The sequence below is a fragment of the Amycolatopsis sp. VC5-11 genome (assembly GCF_037034185.1).
GTDB lineage: Bacteria > Actinomycetota > Actinomycetes > Mycobacteriales > Pseudonocardiaceae > Amycolatopsis > Amycolatopsis nivea.
The window spans coordinates 235,349-249,895 of sequence record NZ_JBAGKF010000003.1 but is presented as its reverse complement, the minus strand read 5'-3'; the positions used below and the strand labels follow the sequence as shown (position 1 = coordinate 249,895).

The window sequence follows — 14,547 nt, the reverse complement described above, 5'->3', positions numbered from 1 at the left end:
GCCCATGCCAGCGGAGCGGGACCACGTCGACGGAGTCATGGCGCAGATCACCGGCGTGCGCGAGGAAGACCGGGTGAGCAAGGCGCTGAGCTTCCGCCTGCTGCGCGCCGCCCGGCTGCTGGAAACGGAACTGCGCCGCGAATTCGACGCCTTCGGGGTCGGCCTGTGGGAAGTGGAACTGCTGGGCGCCCTCAAACGAGCCGGTCCCCCGTACCGGCTCTCGGCCGGGCAACTGCTGGACAGCATGCGCCTGACGTCCGGCGGGGTCACCAAACGCGTCGCCGGACTCGAACGCAAAGGCTGGGTCCGCCGCGACATCGACCCGGCCGACCGACGGCAGATCCTGGTGAGCCTCACCGACGAGGGACTGGCGCGGGCGCAGGAGGTGTTCGGGATGAAGACGCAGACGGAGGCACGGTTGCTGGGGGTTTTGCCGCGCGCGGAGCAGGAGCGGATGAATGCCGGGCTGCGGGAGTTGCTGCTGGACTGGGAAGGACCTGACGGGCGGGGGTGATCGGTTGGGGGCCGCAGCCATCGTCGCCACGGCGGATGCGCCGTCACGCGCGCTCACCTGCACCCGGTGCCGCGAAGCTCCCAGCCGGGCAGACTTCCGCACGCCGCGGCAGCCATCGCCGCCACGCGCACTCCCCTGCACACGATGGCAGCGCACCCGCTAGCGCGAAGTCCCTCACCCGGCAGGCTTCCGCACGCGGCGGCAGCCATCGCCGCCACGGCAGACTCGCCGCCACCCGCACGCGACGGCAACTCACCCCGCCACGGCCAACCTCCCGACCCGGCAGACTCCGCACGCGACAGCCGCCATCGCCGCCACGACAGACTCGCCGCCACCCGCACGCCACGGCAACTCACCCCGCCACGGCCAACCTCCCGACCCGGCAGACTCCGCACGCGACAGCCGCCATCGCCGCCACGACAGACTCGCCGCCACCCGCACGCCACGGCAGCCCGCCCCGCCACGGCCACTTCGCACGCGGCAGCCGCCATCACCGTCACGACAGACTCATCGTCACGCGCACGCGGCCACAGCCCGCCTGCCGCGGCGCGCTTCCGTGTCCCGCAGACTCCCCGCACGCGGCTCTCGGCACCCGGCAGACTCGCCGCGCACGGGACCGGCCAACGCCACCGCGGTCTCGCGCGCGGACTGTGTCAGCCTCGCCGTCAGACAGGTTCCCTGCACACGGCAGCAACCAAGTCGGCGACGGCTCGTCGTCCGGCAGACGCCCGTCGGCGCCCGCGAACTCCCGGTAGACAGCTCCGCCGACGACACCCGCCGCGGGGTCGGGCTGCGGCCTCAAGCTCCGGCGAACTCCCAGCACGTCGCCCCGTGTGGTTCCTCCGAAGCGACTCCCACCGCGCGGCGCAGGGTGAGCCGGTACAGGTGCCACGGCGGCGGGCCTGCGCTCGGAGCGCTGAAGGGTGCCGTCAGAGCGTCCCCGGACGCCGTCGCTGGCCAGCCACCGGAGCGGTAGACCTCGGCTAGATGCGCCACGGTGCCGGTGTCCACGACGCGGTGGGCGTCGCCCTCGAGGACCAGGTCCAGGCCGCGCACGCGTACTGAGATGCTGCATGCCGGATTGGCCGCGAGGTTCCGCGAGCGGCGCGTGCCCGGGCCGCCGACGAAGTACAGGGCGTCGTCCACCCAGACCGCGCCTACGCCCGCCGAGTGGGGGCGGCCGTCTGGGCGGACGGTCGCGACGAAAAACGTCAGGTCGGCGGTCGGGGTGTCGGTGGCCAGGACATCGCGGGCTCGGCTCCACGGCAGCGGGGCGTTCCCGTAGCGGTCGAGGTTGCGGGTCGAGGTCGGTTCGTAGTCAGTCATGCCTATGCGTCGAACGGGGCGGCATCTAATCGACACGGCCCCGCGAGCAAAAGGTCAGGCGGCCCCTAACGAGGCGGGGTGGTAGCGGAAACCGTCGCCGGCTCGGTCGATTCGTCCGGGCCCGAAGTGCGCGGGCAGGAGAAGGGCGTCCCGTTCGACGGCCAGTTCGCACAGGGTCCGTCGGGACTCCGCGGCAGCGACTGGGTCTACGTCGCCACCTTGGGCCAGTGTCAGGTCCGAGAACTGGAACGGGTGGTGCAGCACATCCCCGCTCACCAGCGCGTGCTGACCGCCGCCGCTGAGTTCGGCGATCAGGTGGGCGGTGGTGTGCCCGGGCAGGGAGCGCAGGGTGATTCCCTCCGTTACCTCGTATGGGAGGTCGATCAGTTCGACCAGGCCTGCCTCCACTACCGGGAGGACACTGTCTTCGAATGTCCTCGCCAGGTCGGCAGCAACCCCGCCTTCGGGGGCCGCGGCGTGCACCTCTTGCAGCCAGCCGTATTCGTCGGCCGCGATCAGGTACCGGGCGCGCGGGAAAGCCGGGTCCCACGAACCGTCGACCAGCTGGGTGAAGCCGCCGCAGTGGTCTGGGTGCAGGTGGGTCGCGATGACGACGTCGACGTCCTCCGGCATGACACCCGTCGCGGCCAGGCGGTCCAGGTACGGCGTGTCGAACTGGTGATGTGCCAGCAGGACTGGGCGTTCCTTCGCATTGCCGTTCCCGGCGTCGAGAAGCACCGTCTGGTCCGGCGTGCGCACCAGGTACGTGGTGATCGACAGGTCGAGGTCGCCGCGGTGGTCCCCCAGTTGTTCGGGCGTGACAGCCGGGAACAGTTCCGCTGGGGCGAAGGGCCAGTGGTCCAGTTCGGTGACCGCATCGATTCGCAGCGGCCCGAGCGTGACGGTCATCGGGGCACCGCGGCCATCGCCTCGATTTCCACGGCCAGCTCCGGTTTCGCGAGCGCGGACACCACGATCAGCGACTGCGTCGGCCAGTCGCTCTCCGGGAACCAGCGGCTGAACACGTCCCCCGTCGCGGCGCGGAAACCGGGCAGGTGCTCGGTGCCGGCGACCATGCTGAAAATCTTCACCAGATGCTCCGGCCCGGCGCCGGCCGCGGCGAGCACGCGTTCGATGTTCGCCAGCGCCTCGCGCGTCTGTGCTTCCGCGTCCGGCCCGGCGAGCGTGCCGTCCGGTCGTGCGCCGATCTGCCCGGCCACCACGACCAGCTCGTGATCAGCAGGAATCTGCGCGAGGTGGCTGTAGCGGCCGACCGGGCCCGCGACCGTCTCGGGATTCCAGCGCTTGCTCATCAGGGTTCCCCTCCCTTGGTTCGTGCCCACAGTTCACCACGAGGCACCGACAAAAACGGCCGAGGTCAGCCGATCGCGACCACCAGCTTGCCGAACTGGTCCCCCGACGCCAGATCGGCCAGCGCACGCGGCCCGTCGGCCAGGTCGTAGACGTGGTGCACCACCGGACGTACGCGGTGTTCCGCAACCAGCGCGACCATCTGCGCGAACTCCCGCGCGCTGCCCATCGACGTGCCCAGCAGGCTGATCTGCCGGAAGAAAAGATTGCGCAGCGACAGCTCGACGTCCGGGCCGGTGGTCGCGCCGAGCGTCACCATCCGGCCGCCGGAGCGGAGGACGGAGAGGCAGGCGTCGAAGGTCGCCGAACCGATGCTGTCCACGACCAGGTCCACTGGTGCGCCAAGTTCGGCGGCCCAGTCGCCGCTGCTGCCGATCGCGCGGTCGGTGCCCAGTTCCGTTGCCCTGGCGAGCTTTTCGGGGCTGCGGGAGGTGACGCTGACCGTCGCGCCCGCAGCTTTCGCCATGGCGAGGGCGAACGTCGCGACTCCGCTGCCGATGCCCGGCAGCAGCACGTGTTCCCCTGCGGTCAGCCCGCCGCGAGTGAACAGCGCCCGGTAGGCGGTGAGCGCGGCCAACGGGAGGGCGGCGGCTTCGGTCCGGCTCAGGTGCTCGGGTTTCGGCACGACGTTGCCCGCCGGGACGACGACGTATTCGGCCAGCGTGCCATTCGTCGGCACTCCGAGAATGGCGGGGATTTCCGGGACCACGTCCGGCTCCGCCCAGTCGAGAGACGGGTTGATGACGACCTCGGCGCCGACCTCGACGGCGGCGTCCGCCCCCGCGGCGGCGACCACTCCGGCACCGTCCGAGCCCAGCACGGCCCAGGGGTCAGCCGGGCCGCGACTGTCCACGATGAACAGATCCCGGTGGTTCAGCCCGGCCGCCTTCAGCCGGACCAGCACTTCATCCGGACCGGGCGCCGGTGCCGGAACCTCCGCGACCCGCACCCCGCCGACTCCCGCCGCGCCCTCGTGGACGACTGCCCGCATCGCGTTTGTTGTCACGTCCGCGAACCTAACAGCCGCCCGCACCCGCTGCCGACCTGGCGCGAATCCCGTCACAGCAGGGAATTTTCCGGTCCAGCCCGCAGTACGCCGACCGGTCCGAGCCGTTCTTTTTTCACTAGGCTAACTTGGATCTATGACTCCTCGCACCGCCGCCGCGGCCCCGTTCGCCGTGCTCGGCCTCGGGTGCGCGATCGCTGGCGGGCTGGCGTCCGCGGTCATCGCCCCGCAGCCGACGCCGCATGGTGCGTGGGCGGTCGCTTATCTGGTCCTCGTTGGCGGGATCGCCCAACTCGGACTCGGGGTCGGGCAGGCATTGCTCGCCCCGGCGCTGCCGTCCCGTCGGCTAGTCGCCGCCCAGGTCGCGGCTTGGAATCTTGGAAATGCCGTCGTACTAGGCGGAACGCTCTCCGGGGTGACGCCCGTGGTGGACGTCGGCGGCGCGGTTCTGGTCGTCGGCTTGGCACTGCTGGTTCTCGGCGTGCGCGGCAGTTCGCCGGACGGTCGCACCCGGTGGGTCCGGCACGGTTTCCAGGCGCTCGTCGTGCTGCTGCTCGTCAGCATCCCGGTCGGACTCGTCCTCGCGCGGATCGGCCCGACCTGAGTCCCAGGTCACGCCCGCAAGCCCGTTCTTTTGCACTAGTATTCTCGTAAATACTCTTTCCGGGAGGTTCCCGTGACCGGCTCGTCCGAGGTGTACATCAGCGGCACCAGCACCGACCCCGCGTTCCGCGCCAGCGAAGCCCTCCGCGCCGAATCCGGCCGGGTGCTGGCCCAGTACCGGGAAAAAGCCGCCGTGGTCACGGAACTTCAGCTCGACGGCAGCGCCCGCGAGGAGGCCAACGCCCGGCTGATCGAGTTCGCGACGGGCCGGTTGACCGAGTACCTGTCCGCCGCGGACCGCGTCCTCAACGCGACCGCCGCCGGCGCCCCCGCGACGCGCCTGCTGGTCCGCGCCTTGCGGCGGATTCAGGACGCCGTGCTCCGCACCGTCGAGGAACTGCGGGAATCCGACACCTCGGCCCAGGTCAGCCATGCCGCGCAGGCATTGGACGCGCTTCTCGGCGCTTATCTCGACGCCGAAACCAGCGTCCTGCTGCCCGCGCTGGCCGATCTCCCCGGCGCCGACGTCCCCATCCTGGTCAACGACCTCCGCACCCTCCTCGACGGCGGCGAACTGGACCGCGCGGAAGTCCTCGACGTCCGCGAAATCCCGCACGGCACCCGGCATCCGCGCATCTTCGGCCGCTACGCGCGGCTCGCGCCCGGGGAATCGTTCGTGCTCGTCAACAACCACGACCCGAAGCCGCTGCGCCGCGAGTTCACCGCCACGCACGGCGAGGATTTCACGTGGGAGTACGTGGAATCCGGGCCGGAGAAGTGGCAGGTCCGGATCGGCCGCGCCGCGGTCCCGGCCTGACCCCCGATACCCGCGCCGACCCCCCTTCGGCGCGCCTCCCCGCGGCGGCCGGTCTCCCCCGCCCCGGCCGCCGCGGACCGGCTTGCTGCGCAACGGGAAACGCGCACCCGGCTGCTGCGCTTTGCGGGCGGAATTGCGTTGGCTGCCGCGAATTGGTGCCTCGCGCCTAACTGGCCGGTGCGGACGGGCTTGCTGGTGCATCAGAAACCCCCGCCCAGCCACGACACTCGGACGGAAAGCCCATGGCCATCGCGAACTGATTGCCGTGCAACAGAAAACGGTCATCCGGCCGCCGCGAATCTGCGACCCGCCGCGGAAAATCCAGCGTCGAACCGGCAAACAGTGCGCATGGTCAGCGACGACGCTTACCAACAGGCTTCAAATGCGCCAAACACAACGACGGCTCGACAAACGCCTCCAACCGCTCCGCCGTCAACGGCGCTCGTACCTCCTCCAGCACCCCGCGCATCAGCCCGAGATGCAGGCCGCACACCACGTCCCGGCGTTCTTCCGCGATCTCTCGGAACGGGCAGTGCCGCAGCCGGATCACCGGCTGCTCCGGAGAGCCCGACGGGGCCGGAGCGAAACCGGCGTCACTCAGCACAGCGGACAGTCGGCGGATCCCTTCGGCCTCGTCGACGCGGCGGGTCGGGGGCGGGCGGTCGGCCAGGTAGCGGCCCCACGCTTCGCCTGCGGATTCCGCGGCTTTCCCGGGGTCGGCGACGTTTTCCGCGATCAGGCCGGTCAGCATTTCGGCGAGCAGGCGGTAGCTGCGGCGGCCCTCGGCTGCTTCCTCGGCGATCGCGGCGTAGACCGTCCGCGGGCGGCCGGGGCGGGTGCGGTCTTCCGTTCGGCGTTCGGCGAGGCCGGATTCGACGAGGCCGTCCAGGTGGAACCGCGCGGTGTTGGCGTGCAGGCCGACCTGTTCGGCGACGTCCTGCACCGCTACGGGAGCGTCCGCCGACCGCAGTGCGGCCAGCACCCGGGCCCGGCTCTCGCCCAGTGCGCGGGAGGCGGGCGGATCGGTCAGCGTCTGCTCGCTCATGCGGACCAGTTTAACCGAGTTGAATGAGGTTTTCTCCGCCAGAAGCGGGGTACGGCGGGTCGATCCCGCAGAAGCGTGCGGGGCGAACTACTGCTGGGCGGAAAGGTCCGGTCGTGGCTGCCCGGCGACCAAGGGCGTGTCCACCCCGAGGTCGCCGAGCTTCACCGCGCCGCCGGGGCTGTCGAGGGGCGCGTCGCGGCCGGGCAGGGTTTCGCTGAAGAACCGGGCGTTGTCCTCGGCGTAGATGCGCCAGCGGTCCGGAAGGTCGTCCTCGTAATAGATCGCCTCGACCGGGCACACCGGTTCGCACGCGCCGCAGTCGACGCACTCGTCCGGATGGATGTAGAGCGAGCGTTCGCCGACGTAGATGCAGTCCACCGGGCACTCGTCCACGCACGCCCGGTCCATCACGTCCACGCACGGCTCCGCGATCACATACGCCACGGCCCGCCTCCTTCCGCCGTCTTTTTCACCAATGTACTCGGCAAAAAGGTCAGCCCAGCGGAATGGCGCGGAAAACCCCGTCCGGGTCGTAGCGGTGTTTGACGTCCCGCAGCCGGGCCGAGTTGGGGCCGAAGACGTTCGCCGAAGGGACGTCCGGGCCCAGCAGGTTCGCGTACGCGCCGGGCAACGCGTGGGGAGCCAACGCCGCCGAGGTGGCATCCGCCCAGGCTCGGTCGTCGTTGCCCTCCCCCAGCCCGAGGATCTCGACCATGAGGTGGTCCTCCCGCACGGGGAACGCCGTGTCCGCGGCCGGAATCCGGGCGGCCAGGCCGTGGAAGTGGTGGATCGACAGTCCGGACATCGGCGAGGTCCGGACTTCCTCGGCCGAGGCGAGCACTGCCGCAGCCTCGGGAGTGAACGCCGCAAGCGACCGCGTGCGGATGGTGACTGAACGGCCGTCGGGGAACATCGCGTCCCGTCGCGCGATCTCCGCCGCATAGGACGACACCGGCTCGATTTGCGAGGCGAGCGGGGGTCCGAGGCGGGCGAGGAAGCCCTCGGGATCCGCGGCCCCGCACCAGGTGGGCCAGACCAGCACGCACAGCGAGCCGTCGGCACCGGCGAGGACACCGGTCTGGACGGTGAGTTCGTCCGGCGCGTCGGCCTGAATTTCGGCTACCGCAGCGAAAACCCGGGCCGCGTCCGAAGCCGGGTACCAGACCGGGCCGGTCGTGATCTGCGGCGCCTCGTGCAAGCGCACGCCGAGCGCGGTCACCACGCCGAAATTCCCGCCACCGCCCCGCAGCGCCCACCACAGGTCCGGCAGCCGCGAAGCGTTGGCGACCACGACTTCGCCGTCCGCGAGCACGACCTCGGCGCCGAGCAGATTGTCCGAGGCGAGCCCGTACTTGCCCAGAAAAGGACCGTATCCGCCGCCGAGCGCGAGCCCCGCGAACCCGACCGTGCCGATCGTGCCCACGACGGCGGTCAGGCCGTGCGCCTCCGCTCCCGCCAGCACATCGTTGGCCCGGGCGCCGCCGCCGACCACCGCGGCGCGCCGTCCTGGATCGACCGAGACCCGGTTCAGCGGACGCAGATCGAGCGTGATCCCGCCGTCCGCGATCGCGCGTCCGGCCCAGTCGTGTCCGCCGCTGCGCACCGACAGCGGCAGACCCAGCTCGCGCGCAGCACGCACCGAAGCCTGGACATCCGCCGTGCGCCGGCATTCGACCACCACCGCCGGACGCGCGACGACGGCGGCGTTCCAGACCGCCGCCGCCGATTCGTACTGAGGGCCGGACGTGTGCACCTGCCCGGCGGGCAGTCGGGCCCGCAAGGCACGGGCGGCATCCTCGGCAGTCATGGGCGGCTCCCCTGCTCGTCGATTCCGACTCTAGGGCCGAACCGGCCGGAAAAGGCAGCCGCGCACCGAGATTCAGCGGTTCACATAAGCCGCCGACGCCTCGCCGAGCGCCTCCAGCGCCGCCCGGACCCCGCCGTGCGCCTCCTCGCCGGACCGGCACGCGGCGATGATCGTGCGGTTCAGCACCGGCCGCGTCGCGAGCATCCGGACGCCGTCCGGCACCGGTCCGCGGGCGAGCCGCGGGACGAGCGCGGCGCCGACGTTGCCCGCGACGAGCGCCAGCTGCGTCACGTAACTCCCGATGGTGCAACTGATCCGCGGCTCCAGATCCTGCGAACGGAGCACGTGCACGAGCCATTCGTAGCAGCCCGAACGGCCGGTCCAGCTGATCCACGACACATCGTCCACCTCGGAGAGATCGACCGTGCGGCGGTGCGCGAGCCGGTGCCCGGCGGGCAGCGCGAGATCGGCGACGTCGGAGAACAGCGTGACCTGCGTGATCCCCGCCGGCACCACGGTCGGCCGGTCCGCCCAGCTTTCGAACACCGCCACGTCGAGGTCCCCGGCGAGCACCTTCGGCAGCGTCTGTTCGGCTTCGCCCTCGCCCAGCGTCACGTTCAGCCGCGGGTGCTGTTCGGTGAGCATGGCGAGCGCGGGCGGCAGCAGCGCGTGCACGCACGTCGCGATCGACCCGATCCGCAACGGCCCGAAGACGTCCTCGCGCAGCCGCTCGAGATCCGTGCGCGCTTCGGCCAGCTGAGCCAGCACGCGTTCGGCATGCCCGACCAGCACCTGCCCGGCGCGCGTGAGCCGCACAGTCCGGCCGCGCGGCTCCAAAAGCGCCAGCCCCGCTTCCCGTTCGAGCTTCGCCAGTTGCTGCGACACCCCGGACGGCGTGACGTGCAGCGCGGCCGCCGCGCGGGCGACCGAGCCGTGCTGCGCGACCGCGTGCAGGGCGCGCATCCGATCCACACTGAACACGGTAGTGATGCTACCGGATTTTCCGCAGGAACATTCACTTGTCCTTGATAGTTAGCGCCCCCACCATAGAAGGCATGACCACCGAATCCGCCTCGTTGCCTGCCGCCGGCCCGATCGCCGCGCTCACCGGCCGCGCCGACCCCCGGCTGCTGGCCGCGGCGGGCTGCCTCTGCATCGCGCTGACCTCGGTGCTCATCAAGGTTTCCGGGGCCAGCGGCGCGACCAGCGCGTTCTGGCGCTGCGCCCTCGCGCTGCCGCTGCTCGCGGTCCTGGCGTTCAGCGAGGCGCGGCGGACCCGCAAGCGCGCGAAGATCCTGCTGCCGCTGCTGGCCGGGCTCGGCCTCGGGCTCGACTTCGTCCTGTGGGGCGAGGCGATCCCGCGCGTCGGCGCGGGCGTCGCGACCATGCTGCTTTCGGTGCAGGTGGTGATCGTGCCGCTGCTGGCGTTCGTGTTCCTCAAGGAGCGGCCGGACCCGCGGTTCAAGTTCGTCGCGCCGACGCTCATCGGCGGGATCGTGCTCGCCGGCGGCGTGTTCGGCTCGTCGATGACCGGCTCGAACCCGGTGCTGGGCATGGTTTTCGCGCTCGCCGCGGGAGCGGGCTACTCGGCGTACCTGCTGTTGCTCCGGCTCAGCAGCACCCCCGCGACGCAGGTCCGCTCGCTGTCGCTGGCCACCGTGTCGGCGGGCTTCGTCTCCGTCGTGCTCGGGCTGCCGTTCGGCCGCCTCGACCTGGCGCCGAGCCTGCCCTCGCTCGGCTGGTTCGCCGCGCTCGCCCTGGTCGGCCAGGTCGTCGGGTGGCTGCTGATCGCCGGGGCGCTGCCGCGGCTGGCGGCCTCGACCGGCGCGACGATGATGCTGCTGCAGCCGGTCGGCGCGGTCGCGTTCGGCTTCCTGCTGCTGAGCGAACGGCCGGGCCCGCTGCAGCTCGTCGGCTGCGTGATCGTGCTCGGCGCGGTGTGCTTCGCCGGCCGCGGCGCGGGGAAGAAGCCCGCGGTTCAGCCGTCGGCCAAGCTCAGCCCGGCCGAGTCGAGCAGCCCGCGCGCCATGTCCCTGAACTCGTCGCGGCGGTGATCGACCAGGCCGTCGCCGCCGAGCAGGTCCGCCGCCAGCTCGTCGACCGGCCAGCAGACCAGCTTGCCGTGCCGCCCGAGCAGCAGCCCGACCTCCCGGATCCGGTAGAGGTCGGCGACGTCGAGCCAGGCATACAGCAGGATCTGCCACAGCCAGCGCCCGGCGCGGTCCGGATCGCCGACGGTCAGCACGGTCTTCACGTCCAGCAGCGTGCCGTCGGCGATCCCCGCTTCGGGGTCGAGCTTCCCGAGCAAGAGGTCGCCGTCGGCCCAGCCGGGCACGATGGTCGGCCCGGCGATCCCGAGCGGATAGCCCTCCGGCGGGGCACCACCGAGCCGCCGCAGTTCCCACAGCGCGCCGTTGTCGTGTAAGCGTTTCGCGAGTTCCGCCAGCTCGGTCACCTGTGCGTCGGCGGGCAGGGCGCGCAGGTCCGCGATCGTGCCGCCGCCGTCGACGACCCGGGCGAGGCGAGGGTCGATGCGGCCGGAGCGGTAGATGTCCTCGCACGCCGACAGCACCCAGTTCGTCCGCGCCAGTCCGGCTTCCGCGCCCGGTCCGCCGAGCATGCCGGGCGGGGCGTGCTGCGCCTGGTAGCGGCGCGCGCGTCCCAGCAGTTCGCCCCACAGCTCCTCGGCGCCCGGGAGCGCACCGCCGTCCGGCAGCCCGTCGCCGAGGTCGAGCCAGGTCGCCGCCGCCGGACGGATCCCGAGCGCCCGCGCCTGGTACTCCGGCGGAAGCTCGTCGTGCGTCGGGTACTGGGCGGCTTGCGCGTGCGCCCACGGGCCGCTGCCCCACTGCGCCCGCACCATGCCGAGCAGCGCGTAGTACGGCGGCGCGGGCTGCACGAGATCCGCGATCCGCTGGCCGAACGCACCGCCGATCTCGGCCCAGTGCTGCCGCGGCGGCCGCGCGAGCGCCGGACGGACCGGGCGGACGCCGTTCGTCGCCTCCTCGACCCGGCGCGCGGCCGCTGCGGTGCCGGTGAAGACGCGGGCGCACCAACGCGAGAGTTTCCCGCGCGGGTCGGCCAGTTCGGACGTCAACGACACCCGGCCAGTATCTCCCGGGACAGGAACGGCAGCAGGAGATCGAGGAACTCGCGCGGACGGTCCAGCGGAATCAGGTGCCCGCAGTCCGCCAGCACGTGCCCGGTGAGGTCGTCGGCGATCGGGCGCAACTGCTGCTCCAGCGCATCGCCCACGGGGTTCGCGCCGATCGCCATCGTCGGGACGGTCAGCCGCTTGGCTGCCGCTTCGGTCAGCTGCCGGGCGCTTTCCGGCATCGCGCGGTAGTACTCGAAGGCGCAACGGAGCGCGTCGGTGCCGGTGTACGCCTCGGCGAAGGCCGCTTGGACCTCCGCCGGAACACCGCGGCCGAGCGTGCCCTGCTCGAGAAACCAGCCGACGTACTCCGCCTCGTGTCCATTAAGGACAGTCTCGGCCAGTCCCGGCACCGCGTGGAAACCGAACCACCACGGCGGGCTCGCCGGGAAACCCCAGGGCAGCGACTCCATCAGCACCAGACGGCGCACTCGCTCCGGCTGCCGCAACGCCAGCAGCAACGCGCTCGAAACCGCCAGATCGATGGCCACCACCTCGGCATCCGGCTCCCCCAGCGCGTCGAGCAGGCCCGCGACGTCAGCGGCGACCGCCCCAGCGTCGAAGCCGCTCTCGGGACGGCTGCTCGCACCCAGCCCGCGCAGGTCCGGCGCGAGCACCCGGTACCGCTCGGCGAGGGTCGGGATGACCTTGCTCCACAGCTGCCAGGTGTGCGGGAATCCGTGCAGCAGCACCAGCGCTGGCCCGCTCCCGCCGACGGCGACGTTCAGCCGGACCCCGTTCGCTTCGACCTGCCGCACCGCGTTCATCGTGCCTCCTGTGGTTACCATTGGTTACCAGCACACGGTAGGTAACTCCAAGGATGCCGCCAAGACGGCACTTTCCCGACAGGTGGTGAGCCCGAGGTGACCCCCTCCGCCCGCGGCGATCTGTTCGACCCGGCCTGCCCGACGCGGCGACTGCTCGACCGGATCGGGACGAAGTGGACGTCGATGACGGTCAAGATCCTTGCCGAGGCCGCGCCGGACGAGGTGCGCTTCGCGGATCTTCGCCGCCGCATCCCCGGGGTGTCGCAGAAAATGCTCTCGGTGACGCTGCAAAGCCTCGTCCGCGACGGCCTCGCCACGCGGCGGGTCGAGGACACGGTGCCGCCGCGGGTGCATTACCGGCTTACCGCCCTGGGCACGTCGCTGGAATCCGCGCTCGCGGCGCTGCGCACGTGGGCGGAAGAACACATGGCCGAGGTCGACGAGGCCAATCGGAAATCGGAGCGGTAATTTTCCGCACACCGGCGAGTCGGTCGGCCACCGCGAAGCGGATACGGCACACACTCGCGCAAGTGGAATCGCCAACCGAACGGGACCGCAAACCGGCACGGCACGCAATCGGGCAGTTTTTCGCGCATCCGCTCGCGTCGTTCCGCATCATCGTCGGAATCTGGGCGCTGCTGACGCTGCTCGGCGCGGTGATGGCGCTGTCGTCCTCCCCTGCCCCTGGAACCGGGGTGTACCAAGCCTTTCTCCGGCATTTGACGTTCGTCGCGTTCGGCGTCGTCGCCTTCGTGCTCGGACTGCGCGTCCCGTTTTCCCGGCTGCGCAAGGCCGCCACCCCGGCGCTCGCCGCCGCGGTGGTGCTGCTGCTTCTGGTGCTGACCCCGCTGGGTTCCGATCACGGCGGCGCGCAACGCTGGCTTTCCGCCGGGCCGTTCACCCTGCAGCCGGTGGAAATCGCGAAGGTCGCGCTGGTGTTCTGGGGCGCGCATTTGCTCGTGTCAAAAGAGAAGGTGCTGCACCATTGGCGGCATCTGCTGGTGCCGCTGATCCCGGTGACGCTCGCGTTGTGCGCACTGCTGCTGGCCCAGCCGAATCTCAGCGGCACAGTCACGCTCGCGCTGATCACCTTGGGCTTGCTGTGGTTCGCCGACGCGCCGAAGCGGTTGTTCGCCGCCATTCTCGCCGGCGGGGTCGCCGGAATCGTCGCACTCGCCCTTTTCGCCAGTTATCGTCTCGCGCGCATCCTTTCTTTTCTTTCGCCGAATCCCGACGCGAGCGGCAGCGGCTACCAGGCACAGCAGGCGCAATACGCCCTCGCCGACGGCGGCTGGTTCGGCGTCGGCCTCGGCCGCGGCGCGGCGAAGTGGAGCTATCTGCCGGACGTCCAGAACGACTTCGTCTTCGCGCTCGTCGGCGAGGAACTAGGGTTCGCCGGTTGTCTCGTGGTGCTGGGCCTGTTCGGCTACCTGGCGGTGATCGGCCTGCGCACCGCGGCGCGGGTCGCCGATCCGTGGGTGCGGCTCGTCGCCGGGACCACCACCCTGCTGTTGGTGGCGCAGGCGCTGATCAACATCGGCTACGTCGCGGGCGCGCTGCCGGTGACCGGCGTGACGCTGCCGCTGGTGTCCGCGGGCGGCACGTCGCTCGTGGTCACCATGCTGCAGTTCGGCATCCTCGCCCAGGCCGCGCGGGAGGAACCGGCCGCGCGGACGTTCCTCGCCGGGCTGCGGAAGAAGGGCTCCGGTACAGTCCCAGCGTGATCACCAAGGCACTCTCCGCCACCTGCGCGGCCGTCGCGCTCGCCGGGCTCGCCGCGTGCTCCAACCCGACCGGCAAGTCGTGGGCGATCACCTACGAGATCACCTCCGACCAGCAGACCACGGCCACCGGCGTCGCCTACGGCGAATCCGGCAACCGCTACGAGGACAAGGTCGCGCCGCACCAGCTCACCGGCCCGCTCGGGCTGCCGTGGAAACAGGACGTCGTGGTCAGCGCCGGACAGAAAGCCTCGGTCACCGCCACGCCGTCGACCGCCGCGACGCTGCGCTGCCGGATCCTGCTGGACAAGACGAAGGAACTCGCCAAGGCGAGCGCTCCCGGTCCCGGCAAGCCGGTGACCTGCGAGCACACCACCGACTCCTGACCCGTCCCGGAGCGTCCCCGCGGACTCGCG

At 71.3% G+C, this 14,547-nt stretch carries 17 protein-coding genes; 7 read left to right on the top strand and 10 right to left on the bottom strand.

The features are described from left to right. Positions 1–4: 4 nt before the first annotated feature. Positions 5–514, top strand: coding sequence for a MarR family winged helix-turn-helix transcriptional regulator (locus WA670_RS12680; protein ID WP_037811479.1), 510 nt, complete (start codon positions 5–7; stop codon positions 512–514). A 798-nt stretch (positions 515–1,312) separates the two neighbouring features. Here WA670_RS12680 and WA670_RS12675 read toward each other — a convergent pair. From WA670_RS12675 to WA670_RS12660, 4 genes are all read right to left on the bottom strand, one after another. Beyond that, on the bottom strand, positions 1,313–1,840 hold the full coding sequence (locus WA670_RS12675) for a pyridoxamine 5'-phosphate oxidase family protein (protein WP_336157784.1): 528 nt from the start codon (positions 1,838–1,840) through the stop codon (positions 1,313–1,315). 54 nt (positions 1,841–1,894) lie between these two features. Further along, positions 1,895–2,749: an MBL fold metallo-hydrolase gene (locus WA670_RS12670; RefSeq protein ID WP_336157783.1), complete on the bottom strand. Its 855-nt coding sequence runs from the start codon at positions 2,747–2,749 to the stop codon at positions 1,895–1,897. After that, positions 2,746–3,153 carry a RidA family protein gene (locus tag WA670_RS12665; protein ID WP_037811476.1) on the bottom strand — a complete coding sequence of 136 codons (408 nt, stop codon included), beginning with the start codon at positions 3,151–3,153 and terminating at the stop codon, positions 2,746–2,748. Before WA670_RS12665 ends, WA670_RS12670 begins: the two co-directional genes overlap by 4 nt. 65 nt (positions 3,154–3,218) lie before the next feature. Further along, positions 3,219–4,217, bottom strand: a complete 999-nt coding sequence (locus WA670_RS12660; protein WP_336157782.1) for a zinc-binding dehydrogenase — start codon at positions 4,215–4,217, stop codon at positions 3,219–3,221. A gap of 136 nt (positions 4,218–4,353) precedes the next feature. Here WA670_RS12660 and WA670_RS12655 point away from each other — a divergent pair, with 136 nt between their 5' ends. Together WA670_RS12655 and WA670_RS12650 are read left to right on the top strand one after the other, a co-directional pair. Next, complete coding sequence (locus WA670_RS12655) at positions 4,354–4,821, top strand: hypothetical protein (RefSeq protein ID WP_336157780.1); 468 nt, start codon at positions 4,354–4,356, stop codon at positions 4,819–4,821. Between the two features lie 72 nt (positions 4,822–4,893). Next, on the top strand, positions 4,894–5,637 hold the full coding sequence (locus WA670_RS12650) for a DUF2249 domain-containing protein (RefSeq protein ID WP_037811473.1): 744 nt from the start codon (positions 4,894–4,896) through the stop codon (positions 5,635–5,637). 352 nt (positions 5,638–5,989) lie between these two features. On the opposite strand, the gene WA670_RS12645 is transcribed toward WA670_RS12650, so the two are convergent. The 4 genes from WA670_RS12645 to WA670_RS12630 form a co-directional block, all read right to left on the bottom strand. Continuing rightward, positions 5,990–6,682 (bottom strand): helix-turn-helix domain-containing protein, encoded by a 693-nt coding sequence (locus WA670_RS12645; protein ID WP_037811472.1) that lies wholly within the window; start codon positions 6,680–6,682, stop codon positions 5,990–5,992. Positions 6,683–6,769: 87 nt separating this feature from the next. Further along, on the bottom strand, positions 6,770–7,126 hold the full coding sequence (fdxA, locus tag WA670_RS12640) for a ferredoxin (RefSeq protein ID WP_336157779.1): 357 nt from the start codon (positions 7,124–7,126) through the stop codon (positions 6,770–6,772). A gap of 49 nt (positions 7,127–7,175) precedes the next feature. Further along, positions 7,176–8,489: an FAD-binding oxidoreductase gene (locus tag WA670_RS12635; protein ID WP_336157778.1), complete on the bottom strand. Its 1,314-nt coding sequence runs from the start codon at positions 8,487–8,489 to the stop codon at positions 7,176–7,178. A gap of 72 nt (positions 8,490–8,561) precedes the next feature. Then, the gene (locus WA670_RS12630) at positions 8,562–9,452 is read right to left on the bottom strand and encodes a LysR family transcriptional regulator (protein WP_240015261.1); all 891 of its coding nucleotides are present in this window, start codon (positions 9,450–9,452) and stop codon (positions 8,562–8,564) included. 92 nt (positions 9,453–9,544) lie between these two features. On the opposite strand from WA670_RS12630, the gene WA670_RS12625 reads away from it, so the two are divergent. Next, entirely contained in the window at positions 9,545–10,543 is a 999-nt protein-coding gene (locus tag WA670_RS12625; RefSeq protein WP_336157777.1) for a DMT family transporter, read from the top strand. On the opposite strand, the gene WA670_RS12620 is transcribed toward WA670_RS12625, so the two are convergent. Together WA670_RS12620 and WA670_RS12615 are read right to left on the bottom strand one after the other, a co-directional pair. Then, positions 10,468–11,592, bottom strand: coding sequence for a hypothetical protein (locus tag WA670_RS12620; RefSeq protein ID WP_336157776.1), 1,125 nt, complete (start codon positions 11,590–11,592; stop codon positions 10,468–10,470). The two genes, WA670_RS12625 and WA670_RS12620, sit on opposite strands and share 76 nt — an antisense overlap. Beyond that, positions 11,583–12,410: an alpha/beta fold hydrolase gene (locus WA670_RS12615; protein WP_336157775.1), complete on the bottom strand. Its 828-nt coding sequence runs from the start codon at positions 12,408–12,410 to the stop codon at positions 11,583–11,585. Before WA670_RS12615 ends, WA670_RS12620 begins: the two co-directional genes overlap by 10 nt. Positions 12,411–12,506: 96 nt before the next feature. Here WA670_RS12615 and WA670_RS12610 point away from each other — a divergent pair, with 96 nt between their 5' ends. From WA670_RS12610 to WA670_RS12600, 3 genes are all read left to right on the top strand, one after another. Then, complete coding sequence (locus WA670_RS12610) at positions 12,507–12,878, top strand: winged helix-turn-helix transcriptional regulator (RefSeq protein ID WP_134727368.1); 372 nt, start codon at positions 12,507–12,509, stop codon at positions 12,876–12,878. A gap of 62 nt (positions 12,879–12,940) precedes the next feature. Continuing rightward, on the top strand, positions 12,941–14,134 hold the full coding sequence (gene ftsW / locus WA670_RS12605; RefSeq protein WP_336157774.1) for a putative lipid II flippase FtsW: 1,194 nt from the start codon (positions 12,941–12,943) through the stop codon (positions 14,132–14,134). Next, a complete protein-coding gene (locus WA670_RS12600) occupies positions 14,131–14,517 on the top strand; it encodes a hypothetical protein (RefSeq protein WP_037811455.1) in 387 nt (128 codons plus the stop codon). Before ftsW ends, WA670_RS12600 begins: the two co-directional genes overlap by 4 nt. Positions 14,518–14,547: the final 30 nt, after the last annotated feature.

Coding starts and splice junctions, on each gene's coding strand:
- WA670_RS12645 (WP_037811472.1), bottom strand. CDS start 6,682: ATGAGCGAGCAGACGCTGACCGATCCGCCCGCCTCCCGCGCACTGGGC.
- WA670_RS12635 (WP_336157778.1), bottom strand. CDS start 8,489: ATGACTGCCGAGGATGCCGCCCGTGCCTTGCGGGCCCGACTGCCCGCC.
- WA670_RS12615 (WP_336157775.1), bottom strand. CDS start 12,410: ATGAACGCGGTGCGGCAGGTCGAAGCGAACGGGGTCCGGCTGAACGTC.
- WA670_RS12665 (WP_037811476.1), bottom strand. CDS start 3,153: ATGAGCAAGCGCTGGAATCCCGAGACGGTCGCGGGCCCGGTCGGCCGC.
- WA670_RS12655 (WP_336157780.1), top strand. CDS start 4,354: ATGACTCCTCGCACCGCCGCCGCGGCCCCGTTCGCCGTGCTCGGCCTC.
- WA670_RS12675 (WP_336157784.1), bottom strand. CDS start 1,840: ATGACTGACTACGAACCGACCTCGACCCGCAACCTCGACCGCTACGGG.
- WA670_RS12670 (WP_336157783.1), bottom strand. CDS start 2,749: ATGACCGTCACGCTCGGGCCGCTGCGAATCGATGCGGTCACCGAACTG.
- WA670_RS12630 (WP_240015261.1), bottom strand. CDS start 9,452: ATGCGCGCCCTGCACGCGGTCGCGCAGCACGGCTCGGTCGCCCGCGCG.
- WA670_RS12680 (WP_037811479.1), top strand. CDS start 5: ATGCCAGCGGAGCGGGACCACGTCGACGGAGTCATGGCGCAGATCACC.
- WA670_RS12625 (WP_336157777.1), top strand. CDS start 9,545: ATGACCACCGAATCCGCCTCGTTGCCTGCCGCCGGCCCGATCGCCGCG.